Origin of the sequence: Bacillus sp. SG-1 (genome assembly GCF_000181495.1) — a bacterium.
Lineage (GTDB): Bacteria > Bacillota > Bacilli > Bacillales > Bacillaceae_B > Rossellomorea.
The window spans coordinates 1-20,574 of the sequence record NZ_ABCF01000053.1 but is presented as its reverse complement, the minus strand read 5'-3'; the positions used below and the strand labels follow the sequence as shown (position 1 = coordinate 20,574).

General features: G+C 42.9%; 20 protein-coding genes and 1 other annotated feature. Of the genes, 3 read left to right on the top strand and 17 right to left on the bottom strand.

The genetic code is table 11. The features are described 5' to 3' along the window. From BSG1_RS15320 to zapA, 8 genes are all read right to left on the bottom strand, one after another. Window positions 1–584 (bottom strand): enoyl-CoA hydratase-related protein (locus BSG1_RS15320; RefSeq protein WP_006838034.1); only part of this gene is annotated, 584 nt, incomplete at its 3' end. 25 nt (window positions 585–609) lie between these two features. Further along, window positions 610–1,197 (bottom strand): TetR/AcrR family transcriptional regulator, encoded by a 588-nt coding sequence (locus tag BSG1_RS15315; protein WP_006838033.1) that lies wholly within the window; start codon window positions 1,195–1,197, stop codon window positions 610–612. 171 nt (window positions 1,198–1,368) lie between these two features. Beyond that, complete coding sequence (locus BSG1_RS15310) at window positions 1,369–3,066, bottom strand: long-chain-fatty-acid--CoA ligase (protein WP_006838032.1); 1,698 nt, start codon at window positions 3,064–3,066, stop codon at window positions 1,369–1,371. Window positions 3,067–3,310: 244 nt separating this feature from the next. After that, window positions 3,311–3,718, bottom strand: coding sequence for a DUF350 domain-containing protein (locus BSG1_RS15305; protein ID WP_006838031.1), 408 nt, complete (start codon window positions 3,716–3,718; stop codon window positions 3,311–3,313). Between the two features lie 113 nt (window positions 3,719–3,831). Beyond that, window positions 3,832–6,192: an endonuclease MutS2 gene (locus BSG1_RS15300; RefSeq protein ID WP_006838030.1), complete on the bottom strand. Its 2,361-nt coding sequence runs from the start codon at window positions 6,190–6,192 to the stop codon at window positions 3,832–3,834. Between the two features lie 18 nt (window positions 6,193–6,210). Further along, complete coding sequence (gene polX, locus BSG1_RS15295) at window positions 6,211–7,932, bottom strand: DNA polymerase/3'-5' exonuclease PolX (protein WP_006838029.1); 1,722 nt, start codon at window positions 7,930–7,932, stop codon at window positions 6,211–6,213. Between the two features lie 600 nt (window positions 7,933–8,532). Continuing rightward, a complete protein-coding gene (locus BSG1_RS15290; protein WP_006838028.1) occupies window positions 8,533–9,075 on the bottom strand; it encodes a CvpA family protein in 543 nt (180 codons plus the stop codon). 7 nt (window positions 9,076–9,082) lie between these two features. Next, on the bottom strand, window positions 9,083–9,343 hold the full coding sequence (zapA, locus tag BSG1_RS15285; protein ID WP_044022990.1) for a cell division protein ZapA: 261 nt from the start codon (window positions 9,341–9,343) through the stop codon (window positions 9,083–9,085). Window positions 9,344–9,523: 180 nt separating this feature from the next. On the opposite strand from zapA, the gene rnhC reads away from it, so the two are divergent. Further along, window positions 9,524–10,453, top strand: a complete 930-nt coding sequence (gene rnhC / locus BSG1_RS15280) for a ribonuclease HIII (protein WP_006838026.1) — start codon at window positions 9,524–9,526, stop codon at window positions 10,451–10,453. Between the two features lie 181 nt (window positions 10,454–10,634). Here the strand turns inward: rnhC and pheT are convergent, their stop codons facing one another. The 3 genes from pheT to BSG1_RS15265 all read right to left on the bottom strand — a co-directional run bounded on the left by pheT (window position 10,635) and on the right by BSG1_RS15265 (window position 15,420). Beyond that, entirely contained in the window at window positions 10,635–13,049 is a 2,415-nt protein-coding gene (gene pheT, locus BSG1_RS15275) for a phenylalanine--tRNA ligase subunit beta (protein ID WP_006838025.1), read from the bottom strand. Window positions 13,050–13,068: 19 nt separating this feature from the next. Continuing rightward, window positions 13,069–14,106: a phenylalanine--tRNA ligase subunit alpha gene (gene pheS / locus BSG1_RS15270; RefSeq protein ID WP_006838024.1), complete on the bottom strand. Its 1,038-nt coding sequence runs from the start codon at window positions 14,104–14,106 to the stop codon at window positions 13,069–13,071. 256 nt (window positions 14,107–14,362) lie between these two features. Continuing rightward, window positions 14,363–14,601 (bottom strand) — a binding site (T-box leader). A 57-nt stretch (window positions 14,602–14,658) separates the two neighbouring features. Further along, window positions 14,659–15,420 (bottom strand): TrmH family RNA methyltransferase, encoded by a 762-nt coding sequence (locus tag BSG1_RS15265; RefSeq protein WP_006838023.1) that lies wholly within the window; start codon window positions 15,418–15,420, stop codon window positions 14,659–14,661. Between the two features lie 151 nt (window positions 15,421–15,571). Between BSG1_RS15265 and sspI the strand changes: the two genes are divergently transcribed. Next, window positions 15,572–15,781, top strand: a complete 210-nt coding sequence (gene sspI, locus BSG1_RS15260; RefSeq protein WP_006838022.1) for a small acid-soluble spore protein SspI — start codon at window positions 15,572–15,574, stop codon at window positions 15,779–15,781. Window positions 15,782–16,178: 397 nt separating this feature from the next. Here sspI and BSG1_RS15255 read toward each other — a convergent pair whose 3' ends face one another. Continuing rightward, window positions 16,179–17,264, bottom strand: a complete 1,086-nt coding sequence (locus BSG1_RS15255; protein ID WP_006838021.1) for a M42 family metallopeptidase — start codon at window positions 17,262–17,264, stop codon at window positions 16,179–16,181. A 128-nt stretch (window positions 17,265–17,392) separates the two neighbouring features. Next, the gene (locus BSG1_RS15250; protein WP_006838020.1) at window positions 17,393–17,881 is read right to left on the bottom strand and encodes a dUTP diphosphatase; all 489 of its coding nucleotides are present in this window, start codon (window positions 17,879–17,881) and stop codon (window positions 17,393–17,395) included. 372 nt (window positions 17,882–18,253) lie between these two features. On the opposite strand from BSG1_RS15250, the gene BSG1_RS15245 reads away from it, so the two are divergent. Beyond that, window positions 18,254–18,655 carry a hypothetical protein gene (locus BSG1_RS15245; RefSeq protein ID WP_044022989.1) on the top strand — a complete coding sequence of 134 codons (402 nt, stop codon included), beginning with the start codon at window positions 18,254–18,256 and terminating at the stop codon, window positions 18,653–18,655. Between the two features lie 14 nt (window positions 18,656–18,669). Here BSG1_RS15245 and BSG1_RS15240 read toward each other — a convergent pair whose 3' ends face one another. From BSG1_RS15240 to rpmI, 4 genes are all read right to left on the bottom strand, one after another. Beyond that, window positions 18,670–19,242: a TVP38/TMEM64 family protein gene (locus tag BSG1_RS15240; RefSeq protein WP_006838018.1), complete on the bottom strand. Its 573-nt coding sequence runs from the start codon at window positions 19,240–19,242 to the stop codon at window positions 18,670–18,672. Window positions 19,243–19,318: 76 nt separating this feature from the next. Beyond that, window positions 19,319–19,606 carry a DUF1294 domain-containing protein gene (locus tag BSG1_RS15235; RefSeq protein WP_006838017.1) on the bottom strand — a complete coding sequence of 96 codons (288 nt, stop codon included), beginning with the start codon at window positions 19,604–19,606 and terminating at the stop codon, window positions 19,319–19,321. A 386-nt stretch (window positions 19,607–19,992) separates the two neighbouring features. Beyond that, window positions 19,993–20,352, bottom strand: coding sequence for a 50S ribosomal protein L20 (gene rplT / locus BSG1_RS15225; RefSeq protein WP_006838015.1), 360 nt, complete (start codon window positions 20,350–20,352; stop codon window positions 19,993–19,995). Between the two features lie 32 nt (window positions 20,353–20,384). After that, complete coding sequence (rpmI, locus tag BSG1_RS15220; RefSeq protein ID WP_006838014.1) at window positions 20,385–20,573, bottom strand: 50S ribosomal protein L35; 189 nt, start codon at window positions 20,571–20,573, stop codon at window positions 20,385–20,387. Window position 20,574 lies beyond the last annotated feature (1 nt).

Below are 20,574 nucleotides of genomic sequence, written 5' to 3'. Positions count from 1 at the left end.
GTGAATGCCAGATTCTTTGCTTGGTCAAGTACCTCTTCATCCGGGTATGCCCTATTTGCCAAGCCCAGTTGAACTGCTTCCTTACCGCTTATCGGCTCGCTTGTCAGCAGCATTTCAGCAGCTTTTGCGGAGCCGACAAATTTCGCAAGCCTCTGCGAACCGGCAAATCCAGGTACCAAGCCCAATTGCAATTCCGGCAGTCCCAATTTAGCGTTTTCACCGACAATGCGGATATGGCAACCCATTGCAAGCTCCAGCCCGCCGCCCAATGCAGCACCATGAATCGATGCGACAATTGGTTTAGGGAAGTTTTCCATCCGTTCAAAGAGGTCCTGGCCTCTTTTGGAAAGCTTTGAAAAATCTTCGCCGCTTTCTACTTTGGTGAATTCTTTAATATCTGCACCGGCAGAGAAAAACCTGCCTTCGCCGTGCAGCAAGATCACCCTTACTTCTTCGTTATTTTCCAGTTCATCCATCAACCCGTCCAGTTCGATGATCAAGTCACTGGCAAGGGCATTTGCAGGCGGACGCTGAATAGTAACGAGTGCTGTCTGATTCTCAAACTTGCAACTCAAATACTGCATTTAGACTTCCTCCTTACACAATACTTCAGTTCCCGGAGCCACAGCCATTAAGCAGCAATTTATGTATGGCAGGAACTTGTGCTGACAGGTCATATTTTTGTTCATTCATGACCCAGTTTGTAAGCATCTCATCGATTGTACCAAAGATCATTTGGCGTGCCAGTCGGATATCGAGGCCGGGAGAAAATTCTCCTGATTTTATTCCTTCAGCCAGGATCCTGTCAATCATTGAAAGGTACCCTTTCAACACTTCGTTGATCTTAAGGCGGATATCCTTATTGGACTGCCTTAACTCCAGCTGTGTAACGATGGCCAGATGGTGATCTTCCGACAAGATTTTACAATGATTTTCAATCATCACTAATAACTTCTCCGCCGCGGTTCGTTTTCCTGCTATAACTTCTTCAATTTTTTCAACAAACATTCCCATTTTCTCTCTGAACAATGAGATCAGTATATCTTCTTTGTTTTTGAAGTAAAGATAAATGGTTCCATCCGCCACTCCGGCCTGTTTTGCTATTTTAGAAACCTGGGCTTGATGATATCCATTTTCAGCAATCACTACTACAGCGGCATCAATAATCTGTTTATATTTCGGTTTGTCTCTTTTCATTTTATGCCCTGCCTCTTCAAAATAATGAATGACTATTCATTCATATTTTCATAATAAAATGCTCGAGAAAAAATGTCAAGTAGAATACTTGTCCCATTCTTCAACAAAAAGAAAGGGCGGATTGCAGCCCAAGAGTCGTTTCCAGTTATCTATTCAGCATGAAATTCAATCTTAACCGAGTTTTTCATCTTTGTCATTTAACTTATTTTTCTCTTCCTCCACAAGCGCCCTTCTCAGGATTTTTCCTACAGCCGTTTTCGGTAGCTCGTCTCTGAAATCATACAATCTTGGTACCTTATAAGCAGCAAGATGCTTTCTTGCAAATGAATCAAGCTCTTCTTCAGTGACTTTTGAATTTTCTTTCAGGACAACATACGCTTTCACCGTCTCTCCGCGATAAGGATCAGGTATTCCCGCAGCTACTACCTCCTGGACATCCGGATGTTCATAAAGAACCTCTTCAATCTCCCTTGGATAGATATTGAAACCTCCTGCTATGATCATATCCTTCTTACGGTCTACTACGTAAAAATAACCTTTTTCATCCATGTAGCCCAAATCTCCGGTAAGCAGCCAGCCGTCCCTAAGCGTCATTTCGGTTTCTTCAGGTTTGTTCCAATAGCCTTTCATGACTTGGGGACCTTTCACCCAAATTTCACCGATTTCATTTGGCGGCAGTTTTTCCCCCGTCTCCATTGAAAATACACCAGCATCTGTATCAGGCCATGGAATGCCGATACTGCCTTTTATCCGTTCCCGATCCCATAGGAAATTCGCATGCGTGACAGGTGAAGATTCAGTCAGGCCATAGCCTTCCACAAGCTTCCCGCCGGTGACTTCCTCAAATCTCTGCTGGACTTCAACCGGGAGGGGTGCAGATCCACTGAGACAAGAATCGATTGAAGACAAATCATATTTCTTTAATTCAGGGTGATTCAATAACCCGATATAAATGGTCGGGGCTCCAGGAAACAAGGTCGGTCTTTGTTTTTGGATCGTCTTCAGAGTTGTTTCCGCATCAAACTTTGGCAGCAAAATCATTTTATATCCCTGCATGACAGAAAGAATCATAACGGCCGTCATTCCATACACGTGGAAGAAAGGAAGTATTCCCAACATAATTTCTTCGCCCTTTTTACACTTATAAAGCCATGCATCACACATCGCTGCATTTGACACAAGGTTCTTATGGGTGAGCATAACCCCTTTAGGGAAACCTGTTGTTCCGCCGGTGTATTGGAGCAATGCTAAATCTTCCTCAAAATCAAACGGAATATCAATTGGTTTATTATCAGCGGTTTTCATGATATCCGTGAATAAATGAAACTGATCGGATGGCTCCACCTTTACAACAATGCCATATTGCTTCTTCTGAATAAACGGGTAAATCAAATTCTTCGGGAAAGGAAGATAATCTTTGATAGCGGTTACAATTACATGTTGAAGTGAAGTCTCTTTCATTACCTTTGTGACTCTTGGGAAGAGAATATCCAATGTGAGGATCACTTTGGCACCAGAGTCATTCATCTGATATTCTATTTCCCTTTCCATGTAAAGAGGATTGGTTTGTACGACGACTCCACCGGCAAAGAGAACTCCATAATAACCAATGACAGACTGTGGCGTATTCGGCAGCATGATTGCCACCCGGTCCCCTTTTTCAACACCCAGGGTCTTTAAATAATTGGCGAATTTCAGGGCAGAATCATACAGTTCATTGTACTTAATTTCCTTGCCCATAAAATGAATGGCAGACTTTTCAGGATAAAGTTCCGCTGCTTTCGTAAGGTAATCCTGCAATGGGGCAGGATTATACTCCAGCTCCTTCTTAATTTCTTCTGGATACAGTTCAAGCCAAGGTCTTTCCATAATACTTCCCCCCTTTGAGAATTGTTAGAAAATTATAATACTTTACACCATTATAGTATATCTTTACACCCGATACAATCGAATTAATAAAAGAGGAAGTTGTACAGGCAACAAAAAAAGAGCGGAAAGGAACCGCTCCTCGTTTGCTGTCTATACAAAAAAGACCATATATATAATGCCCACAATGATAAATCCTGCACAAAGACCCAATAATACTTTTGCTAATGTTTCCATTTCTCTCTCCTTATGAGATGCCTGCCCCTATGACATAGGACAGGCCGACTGATATGACAAGGGAAATAAAGCCTACGGCCCGGTTGTCTTTTTCAATTTCATCATCGATTTTAAACTTTGGTGTCAAAAATTCATAAATAAAGTATCCGGACAGCAGCAAAATGAACCCAAAAACTCCCCAGCCGATGGTGGTCATCAATGTATCATTTTCGGCAATCGAATGCCTGAAGATATTCGCAATACCAAATATCTTCCCTCCTGTAGCCATTGCTACAGCCAGATTTCCTTTTTTGATTTCTTCCCAATTCTTGTATTTGGTTACAAGTTCGAAAATAACAAGAAACAGTACAAGAAACAATATGAACACACTGTAATAACCGGCTGTTTGAATAAATTCATTTTCCCAAAAGTTCTCCATCCCGATACTCCCTTACTTTTTTTTACTATTTTGCAAGTAATTTTGCTTTAGATTGATTTCAGCTCCAGTGAAGGGAGGCATTAAGCTCCCCTCATTGTAAATAATGTAAATAGTTACTTGAATTCCACTACGCTGACACCAGTTCCGCCTTCGCCCGCTTCACCAAGCCGGACTCTTTTTACTGAGCGGTGGTTTTTCAAGTATTCCTGAACACCCTGCCTCAAGGCTCCGGTTCCTTTACCGTGTATGATGGATACCCTCGGATAGCCGGCCAATAAGGCATCATCAACATACTTTTCAACTCTCGAAAGTGCATTTTCGAATCGCTCGCCGCGCAGGTCCAGTTCCAAACCGACATGAAAATCTTTTCCTTTTACAGTTGCAAGCGGTTTGGTTTCAACCTTTTTCTCGGCTTGAATGAATTGCAGGTCGGATTCTTTTACCTTCATCTTCATGATCCCCATCTGCACTTGCCATTCGTTCTTAGAAACTTTTTCAACCAGATGCCCCTTCTGATCAAATGAAAGAACCTTCACTTCATCACCTGGTTTCAATTCCCGCTTCTGACTTGCATTTGTCTTTTTCGGTTTACTTCTATTCAATTCCGGCGCAGCGCCTTCAATACGTTTCCTTGCGTCAATAAGCTCATGCTCTTTGATTTCAGCGCTTTTTTCAAGCCTCATTTTCCTAAGGTCCCGGATGACGCCTTCCGCTTCTTCTTTCGCTTTCTCAACTACTTGAGAAGCTTTCACTTCTGCTTTTTCATATAAGCTGTCCCGCTTCTCGTAGAACTCCATCATTTGCTTCTGCATATCCTTATGCATCATCTCTGCCTGTTTCAGCAGTTCATGAGCTTCATCATAATCCGCTTCAGCATCTTTCCTGCTCTTTTCAAGAGAAGCAATCATATTTTCAATCTCTTTGCTGTCTGTTCCAATATGCGATTTTGCCCGGTCGATTACCCTGTCAGCTAAGCCTAACCGTTTCGATATTTCAAATGCATTGCTTCGGCCCGGAACACCAATCAACAATTTATAAGTTGGACTCAGCGTCTCTACGTCAAACTCCACACTGGCATTAACGACACCATCCCGATTGTAGCCATAGGCTTTCAATTCAGGATAGTGGGTCGTCGCCACCACTTTAGCCCCCCGCTGGTGCACTTCATCCAGGATAGAGATGGCAAGAGCCGCACCCTCCTGCGGATCAGTTCCCGCCCCAAGCTCATCAAACAACACAAGACTTTCATGATCCACCTTGCCGAGTATATCCACAATATTCACCATGTGGGATGAAAAGGTACTTAAGCTTTGCTCTATCGACTGCTCGTCTCCAATATCGGCGTAAACATTTTGGAACACACCCATTTCAGATCCGTCCAATGCAGGTATTTGCAGCCCGGATTGTGCCATCAATGTCAAAAGGCCAATGGTTTTCAGTGTCACCGTTTTACCGCCGGTGTTCGGACCGGTAATCACGATAGAACTGAAATCTTTCCCAAGTTCAATATCATTCGCTACTGCCTCATCAATAGGCAGCATTGGATGGCGTGCCCTGTTCAGCTTTAAGACTTGATTGCCATTGATTTCAGGCTTTGTCCCTTTGATGGACTTCCCGTATTTTGCTTTGGTGAACATGAAGTCGATATCTGCAAGAACCGAGACAATGGTCAAAAGGTCTTCTGAAAATACACTGACTTCGACCGTCAGTTCAGTAAGGATTTTCTCGATTTCCTGACCTTCTTTGAGTTTCAGTTCACGAAGTGCATTATTCAGCGACACAATGACTTCAGGCTCAATGAAAAGTGTCTGTCCTGAAGAGGATTGATCATGAATGATTCCTCCGTAATTCCCGCGATATTCCTGTTTAACAGGGATAACGTATCGATCATTACGGATTGTGATAATTGCATCCGACAGCATCTTCTGTGCATTGCTCGAGCGGATCATTCTTTCAAGCTTCTCTCTGATACGCCCTTCGTTTGCCCTGATCTGCGAGCGGATCTGCCTTAACGAATCACTTGCAGAATCAAGAATAGCTCCATTCTCATCCACTACTGCTTTAATTTTATGTTCAAGGGGAGTCAAAACGGCCATCTGACTGACTTTCTCAGTTAAGATAGGCAGTTCAAGTTCCTCCTCTTCCTCTAAATCTTCCATGAACAAACGGAACTGTCTGCTTGCACGAATCGTGCTCGCTACCTGTACGAATTCCTGCGGTCCCAGCATTCCGCCGATAGTTGCACGCTTAACTGCTGGGCGGATATCAAATATACCACCAAGCGGTGCATGGCCTTTCATTCTCAAAATACTGGCGGCTTCGTCTGTTTCTTCCTGTATTCTGATGACTTCTTCCAGAGTAGTTGAAGGCTGGAGACCTTCCACTTTTGCCCTTCCAAGTGCCGAAGCGGCAAATCCTGCAAGTAGCTCTTTTACCTTGTTAAATTCCAGAGTCCTTAGTACTTTATCATTCATGGAGTTTACTCCTCCTACCTATCCATCGTTTCTTTTTAAAAATTTCAGCAAGTCATCGCTCTCATACGTATTAATGACAGAACTTGCTTTCACCCATCCCTTTCTGGCTGCACCGACCCCGACTTCCATGAATTCGAGATGGTCGATACTGTGGGCATCTGTATTGATGACAATCTTAACACCGGCTTCCACAGCCTTTTTAATATTTTCAGATGAAAGGTCCAGCCTGTTTGGATTGGCATTCAATTCAAGTGCAGTGCCTGTCTCTTTTGCCAGTTCGATAAGCATATCGACATCGACGTCGTAACCTTCCCTTCTGCCGATGATCCTGCCTGTCGGGTGGGCAATGATGTCTACATGAGCATTCTTCAATGCCGTTTTCATACGGTCCATGATCTTGTCCCTTGACTGTGAAAAACTCGAGTGAATAGATGCGATGACAAGATCCATCTGTTCAAGGACCTCATCTTCATAATCCAGTGTCCCGTCAGGCAGAATATCCATCTCGATACCTGAAAGGATTGTAATATCATCATATTTATCATTCAGCTTGCGGATCTCATCCCGCTGTTTCAACAATCTTTCCGCAGTCAGCCCATTGGCAACCTTCAAGTACTGGGAATGATCGGTGAAAGCCATGTACTTATATCCTTTTTCCCTGCATGCTTCAATCATTTCTTCCAGTGAATAGGCCCCATCCGTCCAAGTGGAATGCATATGCAGATCGCCCTTGATGTCCTTCAACTCTATTAGTCCGTAGTCTTGTGAATAGTGCTCGATTTCCCTGCCGTCTTCTCTTAATTCGGGCGGGATCCAAGGAAGGCCGAAATGATCAAAGAATTCCTCTTCAGAGCGGAAAGTGGCCATTTCACCCGTTTCGGCGTTTTCCACTCCGTACTCACTGATCTTCTCTCCTCTTTCTTTTGCAATCTGCCTCATCCTGACATTATGATCCTTTGAGCCTGTAAAATGATGAAGCGCGGTTGCGTACTCTTCTGGCTTTACCAGCCTGAAATCAACGGATACTTCCCATTCATAGCGGAAAATCAATGATATCTTTGTATCCCCGGCCGCAGATGATTCTTTAATATCCGGAAGGTTCATGATTTGCTCCTTGACTGCTTGTACATCTTCCACTGCGATGATGAAATCAAGGTCCTTGACTGTTTCTCTCATTCTTCTCAAACTGCCGGCACGGGAATATTCTTTTATCCCTTTCATTTTTGAAAGAGCTTCTTCAATTTTTTCGGCAACAGGAAGCATATACGCGATTGGAAGCCTTTCGGGCTGTGAACCCGCACTTTCAATAGCCGCTAGGATCTTTTCCTCCGTCTTTTTGCCAAAACCTGATAAAGAAGATACTTTCCCTGCCTCACAGACGTCCTTTAAATCTTCTATGTTCGTGACGTTCAGTTCTTGATAAAGCTTGGCTATCTTCTTCCCGCCAAGACCAGGCAGCTTCAAGAGCGGTACCAGCCCATCAGGAACTTCCTGCTGCAGCTCTTCCAGGACGCTGGATTTCCCATCAGTAATGTACTCTTCAATTACGGCTGCAGTGCCCTTCCCTATCCCGTTAATTGCTGTAAAGGAATCTATCTCATTCAGGCTTCTGTCATCCGTTTCAAGCGCGTTCGCCGCTTTGCGGAACGCCGAGACCTTAAATGTGTTTTCACCTTTTAACTCCATGTATATAGCAATAGTTTCAAGCAATTTTATAATATTTTTTTTATTTACCGTCATTCGATCACCCTCTTATGTGAATTTTCCAGAGTAATGTCTATTTTCCATAAGGCGTTTTTTCAGCCTCCAATATTAATACTATCAGAATACCTGTCTAAAAGGAAAAATATATAGATGAGAGGATGGATGGACATTACAAGGTGGACAATTCTTAATCCTGCGGGGACTGGCGGACCTAGGAACACGCACCTCCAGCACCTGATGCTCTACGGTTGGTTCCCCACTTCCTCCATACATTTAAAAGCTGCTTTCAGGTGAAGGAAGGTGGACGTCTATATACACTTCTCCTGTTAAAACCACCAACCCTTGTATCTAAATCTCATTTCTTTGTACATTTCTCCCCTTAAAACCATCAACTCATGTATTTAGAACCGCTCCCAAAGACAATGAGCATCAACTTAATTCAGTCATCGTTTTTTCTCTTACAACGCTTTAAAGCGTACACCCATGTGCTCCGCTTGCGTTATTTTCACTGTCCGTGGAATTGCTCAGCCTGCTGAAGAAAAGCGATAACAGTACATAAGATTGAAAAGACTTGAAAATGTGATACACACAAAAAGGGACCGGCCAAATTAACTCCGGCCAGTCCTCAGTATAAAATTATTCTGATACGTAATTGATCCACCAGTCCTGTACCTGATCCGATAAAAATGGTGTATGGGTAATCATGAATTCAGCAAGCACTGAATCGTTCAGTAACGTTTGAACCATGGCAATCGGCAGCAATGCCGCGATATATAAAAGAATAAAGAGAATAATATAAGTTTCAATGAATCCGAGTATGCCTCCGCCAAAAACATTCAACTGCTTCAGGATCGGCAGGTGTGCAAGGAAATCGAGCATGGAACCGATGATTTGAAACAGAATCCGGGCAGCAAAAAATATGATGGCAAATGCGATAACCCGATAATAAGATTGATCCAGATTGGTTGCTTCAAACAGCATGTTCAGTGCAGATTCTTCATCAAGCACAGGGAATGGAATCCATAAAGTTAATTTTGGCGCCAGCTCTTCATAATAAATATAGGCAATGATAAATGAAATAATGAAACCTGTCATATGTACAAGCTGAAGGATAAACCCTCTCCTCAATCCGACAAAGAATCCGAAAATGAGGATAATCAATAGTGCTAAATCAAGCATAATATTTTCAATCCTTTAATTTTTTTAATTCTTCTTCCAGACTTTCACAGTACTCTTTCAGCTTTAGGTTGTCATGAAGCGTATTTACTGCTGTGAGCACTGCAAGCTTGCTTTTATCCAAGGAAGGATTCATGGAGCTGATCTCTCTCATCTTCTCATCTAAGAGGGAAGCCACAAGGCGGATATGACTGGTAGATTCAGTCCCGACAATAACATATTGCGTCCCATATATATCCACAGTTGTACGGTTTTTTTGTTCTTGAGACAACATGAAAGCCCCCTATCATAAGAATCCTAAACATAATCATAACATGAAAATATTTATTATGGGAAAGAATTTGTCATTTTTAGTCTATATTTGTTAACAATTCTAAAAGCATTCAAAGTTTGATATGATTTAAGTTCGAACATACATATGAACACTTTTTTCAAGAAGGGAATGGGCTATATGGCAAATACCGTTTTACAATGCACTACGGCAAAAATCAATGAAATGAAAGCATATTATAAAAACAATCTCCAGGATAAAATGCCTCCAGGTTCAGTGTTCACTGCAAAAGTCTCCGGCTGCACCATCACCGCTTACAAGTCTGGAAAGGTCCTTTTTCAGGGAGGAAGCGGGCAAGAAGAAGCCGGGAAATGGGGAACCGCCCAAGCCCCTGCCTCCAACAAGGGAAGTAAACCTAAAACGAATCCAAAGCTTCCTGCGAACATTGCGGAAATGTCTCTCATCGGGTCTGATGAAGTGGGCACAGGAGATTTCTTCGGTCCGATTACTGTCGTTGCCGCCTATGTGAAAAAGGAACAGATTCCACTCTTGAAAGAGCTGGGTGTCAAAGATTCAAAGAACCTGAATGATGAGAAAATCATAGCAATCGCGAAAAACCTGCTTTCTGTCATCCCTTACAGTCTCCTTATCTGTCATAACGACAAATATAACGCCTTGCAGGAAAAGGGAATGTCCCAGGGGAAAATCAAAGCGCTGCTCCATAACAGGGCCATCTTGAACCTTCTTCAAAAAATAGCACCGGAAAAACCTGAGGCTGTTCTGATTGATCAGTTCGCTGAGGAAAACACCTACTATAAATATTTAGCTGGTCAAAAAGAGATTCACAGAGAGAACGTACTCTTCAGTACAAAAGGCGAAAGCATTCATCTGTCTGTTGCTGCCGCTTCCATCCTTGCACGCTATGCCTTTGTCAAAGAGATGGACAAACTGAGTGCGTTGGCAGGATTTCCGATCCCTAAAGGCGCTGGCAAGCAGGTCGATATTGCCGGAGCCAAAATCATTCGCAAGTCAGGTGCGGATGAGCTGAAAAAAATCACCAAGTGGCACTTTGCGAATAGCGATAAAGCGCAGAAGCTTGCGCGGGGGTAAGGTTGGCCACGAACTTAGTTATTCCACATTTGGCACAAGCTAAGTATCTGGCTTTCGGTTCTGGAGCAGGTGCAATGATTCTGGATTAGATGCATTACTTTTGATTTAGACGCATAACTTCTGATTTAGACGCAAAAACCACCCCAGCAGACGATCTGCAGGGGTGTTTTTTTACACTATATTATCCTCTTAACTCCGCTCCGGCTTTCGCTTTCACCGCTTCCAGGACTTTGTTATGCGCTTTGACGACTTCATCATCTGTCAATGTGCGTTCCGGGTCAAAGTATTTCAGTGAATAGGCAAGTGACTTTTTGCCAGGCTCCATGTGCTCGCCTTCGTACAAGTCAAAGATGGAAACCTCTTTCAACAGCTTGCCGCCTGCTTCTTTGATGATAGTCTTCAACTCACCGGCTTTAGCTTGCTGATCCACTACAAGAGCAATATCCCTTGTAATTGATGGGTATCTTGGAATTGCAGTATATTGAAGTGCCGGCAGGCCGTAATTGAAAATTGGCGCTGCTTCAATTTCAAATACATAAGTCTCGTTAAGGTCCATGGCTTTTTGAACCTCCGGATGTACCTGTCCGGCAAATCCGATCACAGTTTCATCCAACAGAATTTCTGCCGTACGGCCCGGATGCATTCCTTCACGCTCAGCTTGGCGGAAGGTGATGTGTTCCGATACACCCAGTTCCTCAAACAGCCCTTCAAGAATTCCTTTCACCACGAAGAAGTCAACCGGCTTCTTTTCTCCCTGCCACGGATGGCTGTTCCATAACCCGGTTAAAGCACCTGCAATATGTTCATGCTCGGAAGGAAGCTCCTGGTTCTCTTCTTTCAAGAAGACAGAACCAACTTCGTAAAAAGCAAGAGAGTCATTTTGACGCGCACTATTGTAAGACAACGCTTCAAGCAATTGCGGGATGATGCTTAGACGCAGATTGCTGCGCTCTTCACTCATTGGCATGATCAGACGAATCGGCTCACGTTTATGAAGTGCAAACTGTCCTGCCTTTGCATCATTCGTCAAGGAATAAGTGATGGCCTGCATCAACCCGGATCCTTCAAGATTGCGGCGCGTTGCACGGCGCTTGATCTGGAATGGCGTCAGGCTTCCTGCAGTTGCATCCCCTTCAGGAAGTGTCAGCGGTAAATTGTCGTAGCCATACAGCCTTGCAACTTCTTCAAGGAGATCTTCTTCAATTGTAATATCCCCTCTTCTTGTAGGAACTGTTACTTGGAATTCATTACCCGAAACGGACACTTGGAACTGGAGACGGCGGAAGATAGATTCTACATCCTCAGCACTGATATCCGTGCCAAGTACAGAATTGATTTTTTCCAATGTGATCGTTACGACAGCTGGCTCCACTTTCAGGTTGTCAACAGTGACTGAACCTTCAAGAACCTCTCCGCCGGCAAACTCCGCCATCAAGGAAACCGCTCTTTCTGCCGCTTCTTTAACACGGTTTGGATCGACTCCCTTTTCATAACGTGAGCTCGCTTCGCTTCGCAGCCCATGATCCTTGGATGCTGCACGAACGGTTCCGCCTGCAAAGTAGGCTGATTCAAGTAAAACAGTTTTCGTATCCTGTCCTACTTCCGAATTGGCCCCACCCATGACACCAGCTAGAGCAACTGGCTCTGTGCCATTCGTAATGACTAAATGGTTCTCATTCAGTTTTCTCTCTTCTTCATCCAGCGTGACAATTACTTCCCCCTGCTTTGCACGCCTTACAAGGATTTCTTTTGATCCAAACCGATCATAGTCGAATGCGTGAAGAGGCTGGCCGTATTCAAGCAGAATGTAGTTTGTAATATCAACGACATTGTTATGAGGTCTGATACCAGATGCGATTAGACGGTTCTGCATCCACATTGGAGAAGGTCCGATGTTAATGTTTTTGATGACTTTAGCGACATATAGCGGATTATCTTCCGTCGCTTCAACGTTCACCGAAATGTAATCGGATGCTTTTTCGGAAGTCTCTTCCACTTTGATTTCAGGTTTTTTGACATCGCGATCCAGAATAGCTGCCACTTCATAAGCGACACCAAGCATGCTCATAGCGTCCGCTCTGTTCGGTGTCAATCCAAGTTCAAGGATGGCATCATCCAAGTTCAACTCTTCTACAGCATCGGAACCGACCTCTGTATCATTTGCAAATACGTAAATCCCTTCTGCATGCTCTTTTGGCACAAGCTTGCCTTCGACGCCGAGCTCCTGAAGGGAACATATCATGCCATGTGAAGCTTGGCCGCGAAGCTTTGCTTTCTTGATTTTAAAATTCCCAGGCAGCACTGCACCTACTTTTGCAACAGGAACCTTCTGGCCGGCCGCCACATTAGGGGCACCACAGATGATTTGAACCGGCTCTTCATCGCCTACGTCCACCTGGCATCTGTTCAGTTTATCTGCATCCGGATGAGGCTCGCATTCCAATACGTGCCCAACCACGACATTTTTTACTCCGTTCCCGATTACCTCGACACCTTCAACTTCAATTCCGCTGCGGGTGATTTTTTCAGCAAGATCTTCAGGGGTGATGCCGGAAAGATCTACATAATCCTGCAGCCATTTATATGAAACAAACATTTTTCTGCCTCCTTATTCTTTATTCTTGAGTTTGAAATTGTTTTAAGAAACGAACATCATCTGTATAGAAATGACGGATATCATCAATGCCGTATTTTAGCATCGCGATACGCTCAGGTCCCATACCAAAAGCGAATCCAGTGTATTTTTTAGAATCGAATCCAGACATTTCGAGTACGTTCGGATGAACCATTCCGCCTCCAAGGATTTCGATCCAGCCCGTTCCTTTACATACACTGCAGCCTTTACCGCCGCACATCTTACAAGTGATATCCATTTCGACAGAAGGCTCTGTGAATGGGAAGAAGCTCGGGCGCAGGCGGATTTCTCTATCCTCACCGAACATTTTCTTGGCGAATACCTGCAGTGTCCCTTTCAAGTCACTCATACGGATGTTTTCTCCGATGACAAGTCCTTCGATCTGCATGAACTGATGGGAGTGTGTAGCGTCATCATTGTCACGGCGATACACTTTTCCTGGACAAATGACTTTGATTGGCCCTTTGCCTTTATGCTTTTCCATTGTTCTCGCCTGAACCGGAGACGTATGGGTCCTAAGCAATATTTCGTCAGTAATATAGAAAGAGTCCTGCATATCTCTTGCCGGATGTCCTTTCGGAAGGTTCAATGCTTCAAAGTTGTAAAAGTCCGTTTCTACTTCCGGTCCTTCAGCTATGCTGTATCCCATTCCGATGAATAAATCTTCAATCTCTTCTACGATTTTCGTGAGAGGGTGCTTGCTTCCCTTTTTAACAGGTCTGCCAGGGAGTGTTACATCAATGGTTTCCGAAGCAAGTTTCTGGTTGACCGCTTCCTTTTCAAGTTTCTCGTTCTTTTCTTCAAGACGTTCTGTTACTGCCGCACGTACTTCGTTTGCGAGAGCTCCCATTTTCGGGCGCTCCTCGGCAGAAAGCTTACCCATACCTTTTAATACTTCCGTGATAGGACCTTTTTTCCCAAGATAAGCAACACGGATGTCGTTAAGCTCTTTCAGTCCTTCTGCTGCTTCAATTTTTTCGAGAGCTTCCTCTTGCAACTGCTTTAATTTTGCTTCCATGCAAATTGGCCTCCTTAGATCATTTTGGTAATTTATTAAGGCTCTTTTCGTAAACTTTGTTGATATTGGATATAAATTTCGAAAAATATTGCATTTGTTCACCGGAAAAAACCGGTAAACGAGAAAGAAAAGAGCTACACTCCCTGTTAGAGAAAAAATCATTGTATACAGGGAAAAATCCGGCTCTTGGGATTTTTCGAAAGCAACATTCAATACGAAAACAGCCTTTTTTAACAACAAAAAAACCTCCTCCCTATCAAGGGACGAGGTTATCGTCGCGGTACCACCCTTATTAAAACACAAGGAATCGTCCTGTGTTCTCTTCATTGGGATAACGGCTTTTCGCCGGGGCATCTTTCGGTTTCCAAAGAAACGTTCCCGATGCCAACTCAAGAGGTGAACTTTCACAATGCTGTCCATAAGGATACTTTCAGTCCGGGTACCCTTTCCCTGCAATGGTTACAACATGCTACTTTTCTCTGTCATTGTTTTTAACATATGTGCCATCTATTATAGAAAACATTTCCGCCGTTTTCAAACCTTTTTGTAAAATTACTGCGCCTTTTTTAAATGATACATTAAAATGCCGGCAGCTATGGCGACATTCAAGGATTCACTCTTACCGTAAATCGGTACATAAAGATTCTGGTCGGTTGAGTCTAAGATCGATGGAGAAACCCCATTCCCTTCATTTCCAAGGATGAGGGCAAATGAATCTGTGCTGTTTACAGTATGGTATGCAGCACTGTTTTCCAATGCTGTACCGTAAACGGGAATTTCTTCAGTTCTTAAGCGATCGATCCAGCTTGAGAGATTTCCTTTGATGATCGGCAGGTGAAAATGGCTCCCCTGTGCTGACCGCAGCACTTTCGGATTGTAAAGATCCGCGGTTCCTTCTCCAAGAACTATCACATCAATCCCTGCAGCATCTGCCGTCCTGATAATGGTCCCGAGGTTTCCTGGATCCTGTACTTCATCCAGCATTAAGAATGTCTTGCCTTGAAGTTCAAGATCCCCTATTTGGTTTTGTTGACAGACAGCAAACACTCCCTGGCTTGTTTCTGTGGCCGACACCGCTTTGGCTGCATCCTCAGACAAGGCAATGACAGAAACCTCATCCATATTCCAGGATGAAGGCAAATCGACTCCTTCTTTAACAAGGATCTCTTGAACGACACCTTTGTATTTTAGGGCTTCCTCTACCAGGTGGAAGCCTTCAACTATATATGTACCAGAGTTTTCACGCTCTTTTTTCGTTTGGAGCTTTTTCCATTGCTTCACTTGCGGATTTTTTGCAGATTGAACGTATTTCACAGTCAGTATCTCCTTGTGAACAATTTAGCAGCTTATTTCTTCTTTGCCGCTTTCGAATTTACATTATACCTCACATTACATACATAATAAACGTCAAGAGAGGAGAAGATATCCAAGAAAACATTACTATCAGTGTAAAGGAGCGTTGAAAATGGGCTTAAACTTACGTAATGCGATTATCCATAATGTATCCGGAAACAACCAGGATCAATTAAAAGACACAATTGTAGATGCCATTCAGGGGGGGGAAGAAAAAACCTTACCTGGGCTGGGCGTACTGATGGAAGTATTCTGGAACACTGCGGATCCACAAGAGCAGAAGATGCTGCTTGAAACAATCGAAGAAGGGTTGAATAAGTAATAAAAGCGGATGCTTATAGGGCATCCGCTTTTATTTTTGACTAGCAGAGAACGGTAATAAAATACAAGTAACAATAAAAATGGGGAAAGAGAGCTGATTTGGTCGCAGAAAGTTAAATACAGTAGCCGCCTTTAATTTTTTTGTATGTGAATTGTCAATTTGGATTAAGCCACCTACACATTTTCCTCACTTTTGTATGTGAGATCATCAATTTTAGTGAAACATATACATATCGCTGACCCTCTTGTATGTAAAATGGTCTAAATGAGTTATCCCACCTCTTAGCAAGCGACCTTCCAGAATTTCACCTCCCTAAAGTCGTAATGATACATTTCCTTGCTATAGCTTTCAAACATCATAAAAAAAGAGACCCAACAAGGAGTCTCTTTCAGATTTATCAATCAAACGTAATTTTAGCCACTGTATCTTTGTCAAGACGCTTGATGACTTCTGTGATTAATTTAACCGCATTTTCGTAGTCATCACGGTGAAGCATCGCTGCATGAGAATGAATGTAGCGAGTCGCAATCGTGATGGACAATGCAGGGACACCGTTAGCAGTTAGGTGAATCGCACCTGAGTCTGTTCCGCCGCCTGCGATGGCATCGAATTGGTAAGGGATGTTGTTTTCGTCAGCAATATCTGTTACGAAATCACGCAAGCCTTTGTGAGATACCATTGATGCATCATAAAGAATGATTTGCGGGCCTTCACCCATTTTACTCTGCGCTTCTTTCTCAGATATGCCAGGAGTGTCTCCTGCGATACCTACATCGACACCGAATGCGATATCAGGTTTGATTTTAGATGCAGAAGTTCTCGCCCCGCGAAGACCAACTTCTTCCTGTACCGTCCCTACGCCGTAAACAACGTTTGGATGGTTCTCGCCTTTTAACCCTTTAAGGACATCGATGGCAATTGCACAGCCAATTCTGTTATCCCAGGCTTTGGCCAAAAGCATCTTCTCGTTATTCATTACTGTGAATTCGAAGTACGGAACGACCATGTCGCCTGGTTTAACGCCCCATTCTTGTGCTTCTTCACGGCTTGATGCACCGATATCAATGAACATGTCTTTGATATCAACCGGCTTCTTCCGTGCTTCTGCAGGAAGGATGTGTGGCGGTTTAGAACCGATTACACCTGTGATGTCGCCTTTATTCGTTACGATTGTCACGCGCTGTGCCAGCATAACCTGGGACCACCAGCCACCGACTGTTTGGAAGCGAAGGAACCCTTTGTCATCGATTTGAGTAATCATGAAGCCTACCTCATCAAGGTGTCCTGCCACCATGATTTTTGGACCGTTCTCATCGCCAACTTTCTTGGCAATCAAGCTTCCTAAGTTATCCGTCGTAATTTCATCAGCGAAAGGCTCTATGTATTTCTTCATTACGTCTCTTGCTTCACGTTCATTACCTGGCACACCTTTAGCATCTGTCAGATCTTTCAGCATGCTTAGTGTTTCGTCTAATTTCGCCATTATTTCGACCCCCTAATGTTTTTATGTACCGTTAACAATAATATCAAATTATCAGAATTTATTCAAAAGATTCACTCAACGCAATAGCAGGCTTAGTTAGGGTACCTCTTTTTTCAGGAAAATATCCATCAGTATCCTTCCTGCTGCCTCTTGTAATTCACTTCATTTTTCTGCTTATAAGCCTTCACTACGTCTTCATGGGAAAAGCCAAGTAGCTTACCTAAGTAAAAATACTGATGAACAAGCTGGTCATACTCTGTCACAGATTTTTTCGTCAATAAGCCATTGATAGAATCATAAATTTCTAAAAATTGACTCGTGACGTCTTTTTCAATATAGTTAGCTTCTCTAAGTTCAAAGTGCTTAATACCCATATAAATGCCTAGCGATAAAATAAAATGCACACCATCTACAAACTCTTCCAATATAACACTTTTTTCAGATGAAGGCTTTGTACTCCAGAACTTGAAGCACCTCGTTTCATTTGCCAGCTCTCCGACTTCCACCAGCAGCGACAGAATCTTTCTCTGAAAAAGATCCGCTTTCTCCAAACCATGTTCTTTTTCAATGTAGGTATCAAGTTCTCTCTGCATTTCAAATAATTGGTTAATATTCATGTACACAGCTCCCTTTCCTCTTTTTCCCTCGTAAAATCAGTAAATTGCATCGAATACTATAACATACTGGATTGTCATTTGCATTTTTGGTCAATGGGAAATGAACATCAACCACTGCGTTCGTTGTGTTTCCTTTATCTCATGCGGAGACAGTCCAGTCTGCACGCCGCTGAACGTCCGTCCGCTTTTTTAGTTACCGCCCATCCCGCGGAATCGCACGCCTGGAACGAAAATCAAAATACTTACTAACAACAACTTCCTGTAACAGAGCCAAAAGTTAAAAGTTTTTTCAAGAAAAGTGAAACTTTTTTCCAACTCAATCGTAGAGAGAGATAGTTGGACTAAGCTGTGTGATTGTCTGGAGGGTTATTAGTGCTGATACTTATTAGAATTGTGATCTTTGTTCTTATTATTTACTTATTATACCGTGCTTTTAAATACATTGTGAATCCCAAGCGCAAGTTGGAACTGGCGATGGACCAGAAGAAGTTCTTCTTCTTGGATGACCAGGAAAACGTGCGGAAAAACTTTCTCATCACCTATAAGGGTGTATTATTCCAAGGCGAAAAATATCTCGGAACCACGGATCGGGCATTTGATGTAGTCTCTATCTTTGTTTGGGTCGAAAATTCCTCCTCATTAAAAGGGATCAGTTACGAAGATCTGAAATACGTGGAGACAGAGATTTTGGAAAGATACCCAAACGCTTCGATTGATTGGAAAAGTCCCTTAAAAGAATTTATTGATAAAAAAAAGAAGCCGGAAATGGATTAACCATTTTCGGCTTTTTATGATGGCTGGTGAAAAAATTCACGCCACTTGATGATCCTTACCTTTTCCCTCAACGTATAAAACAGAATACACAGTCCCAATAAAATTAACAGAATGATACCCGGAGTAAATTCGGAAATAAATTCCCCAAACACAGTGTAAAAAAACGCAAGCGGCAAGTTGGCCAGGAAAGAACTCTTCAAGTAATCCCCCAAAGCTGGTTTCCTCTCCATCAAACAAACATTGAGCAGCTGATAATGAACGAATGGGACAAGTCTTAATACGGCTATCTGTCCTACCGTCAGTACAGCTCCCTGTCCAAACCATTTTTGTTTTAAGTCTAAAAGTCTCTGATTCAGATTCGGAAGCATTTTTAATATAAAGAATGAACCAGCCGATAACAGCGTTAATCCAATAAGGGAATAAATAGTGCCAAAAACACTTCCAAATAAGATTCCACCGACAATACAAACAAGAACGACCGGAAGGAAGATGAACTGCCTGAGAATATGAAATAAAATGAATGCGAGGGGAGCCAGCCATCCGCTTGATTCAATGAAGGCAAATACAAAGGCATACCTCTCGTCCATGCTCCCACCTCATTTCTACATCTTACTACAGCATATACACTCGTACGAGCTGTTAGAACAAGGCTTCATGTTATTATCAGCTCTTAATAATAATGAAAGCCAGTCCCGAATAAGTGATGAGCTCTACTGCAGATAAGCCAGGCAGGCCATACTTAAAAACAGCATGCTTCGTTTTATGACGGTACGTTTTCATTCCCGCATAACAGCCCACAGCCCCACCAAGAAAAGCAACCTTCCAAATCGAACTCTCTCTGATCCTGTACTTTTTCTGTTTTGCCCTGATCTTGTCATTCCCCATCAGGATAAATCCCATGAGATTGATAATAATGAAGTATGCGAGAAGGATCGCCAGTTGTATGTTCATTGAATTGCGCCTCTTTTCTGTATTGGTAGTTTACTAACAGTATAAGGGATAGGGTCTATTTTTGTTGTCAGCGAATATGATAGGCCTTGGAGTTGGTTTATTTTTCGCTTATAATTAGTCCAATTTTTTTGTTGAACTGGAATCTGGTCGTCCCCGGCTGAAATAGTCCATATTTTATCGTCTCGAACCAGAATTTGGTTCATTCCCTGTTAAAATTGTCCTTATTTTAAAAACTCAAATCAAACTTGGTCCATTCCCCGCTGGATTAATCCTTACTTAATCAACTCAAACTAGAATCCGTTCCATTCCTCAACTGTTTATGACGCCTTCCTTTTATCTTCATACAAAAAAGCCATCCTCCAAGAGAATGGCTTTGATTAACAATATTACTTGTTGTTTTGAGATTTTGCAGCTTCTGCTAATTGAGCAAATGCTTTTTCGTCGTTTACAGCAAGATCAGCAAGCATCTTACGGTTTACTTCGATACCTGCAAGTTTAAGACCATGCATCATGCGGCTATAAGAAAGACCGTTCATGCGAGCAGCTGCATTGATACGAGTGATCCAAAGCTTACGGAAGTCGCGCTTTTTCTGGCGACGATCGCGGTAAGCATACATGTAGGATTTCATAACCTGCTGGTTAGCTACTTTGTATAATGTATGTTTTGAACCATAAAAACCTTTTGCTAATTTAAGAACTCTTTTGCGACGTCTGCGTGTTACTGTACCGCCTTTTACACGTGGCATATAATTTCCCTCCTAGTGTTAAATCTTCGATATTATAGATTGTCAAGCATGTGACGAATGCGTTTGAAATCACCTTTAGAAACAACAGCGCCTTTACGTAGCTTACGCTTCTGCTTCGTAGATTTGTTAGCGAATAAATGGCTTGTGTAAGCATGAGAGCGTTTCAATTTTCCAGAACCTGTCTTCTTAAAACGCTTAGCTGAGCCGCGGTGAGTTTTCATT

Bases quoted from the DNA above. Each gene is read 5' to 3' on its own strand.
- sspI (WP_006838022.1), top strand. From the start codon at position 15,572: ATGGGCTTAAACTTACGTAATGCGATTATCCATAATGTATCCGGAAAC.
- BSG1_RS15300 (WP_006838030.1), bottom strand. From the start codon at position 6,192: ATGAATGATAAAGTACTAAGGACTCTGGAATTTAACAAGGTAAAAGAG.
- rnhC (WP_006838026.1), top strand. From the start codon at position 9,524: ATGGCAAATACCGTTTTACAATGCACTACGGCAAAAATCAATGAAATG.
- BSG1_RS15290 (WP_006838028.1), bottom strand. From the start codon at position 9,075: ATGCTTGATTTAGCACTATTGATTATCCTCATTTTCGGATTCTTTGTC.
- pheS (WP_006838024.1), bottom strand. From the start codon at position 14,106: ATGGAAGCAAAATTAAAGCAGTTGCAAGAGGAAGCTCTCGAAAAAATT.
- pheT (WP_006838025.1), bottom strand. From the start codon at position 13,049: ATGTTTGTTTCATATAAATGGCTGCAGGATTATGTAGATCTTTCCGGC.
- BSG1_RS15305 (WP_006838031.1), bottom strand. From the start codon at position 3,718: ATGGAGAACTTTTGGGAAAATGAATTTATTCAAACAGCCGGTTATTAC.
- polX (WP_006838029.1), bottom strand. From the start codon at position 7,932: ATGACGGTAAATAAAAAAAATATTATAAAATTGCTTGAAACTATTGCT.
- BSG1_RS15235 (WP_006838017.1), bottom strand. From the start codon at position 19,606: ATGAACATACAACTGGCGATCCTTCTCGCATACTTCATTATTATCAAT.
- rplT (WP_006838015.1), bottom strand. From the start codon at position 20,352: ATGCCACGTGTAAAAGGCGGTACAGTAACACGCAGACGTCGCAAAAGA.
- BSG1_RS15240 (WP_006838018.1), bottom strand. From the start codon at position 19,242: ATGGACGAGAGGTATGCCTTTGTATTTGCCTTCATTGAATCAAGCGGA.
- BSG1_RS15250 (WP_006838020.1), bottom strand. From the start codon at position 17,881: ATGAATATTAACCAATTATTTGAAATGCAGAGAGAACTTGATACCTAC.
- BSG1_RS15315 (WP_006838033.1), bottom strand. From the start codon at position 1,197: ATGAAAAGAGACAAACCGAAATATAAACAGATTATTGATGCCGCTGTA.
- BSG1_RS15255 (WP_006838021.1), bottom strand. From the start codon at position 17,264: ATGGCGAAATTAGACGAAACACTAAGCATGCTGAAAGATCTGACAGAT.
- rpmI (WP_006838014.1), bottom strand. From the start codon at position 20,573: ATGAAAACTCACCGCGGCTCAGCTAAGCGTTTTAAGAAGACAGGTTCT.
- BSG1_RS15310 (WP_006838032.1), bottom strand. From the start codon at position 3,066: ATGGAAAGACCTTGGCTTGAACTGTATCCAGAAGAAATTAAGAAGGAG.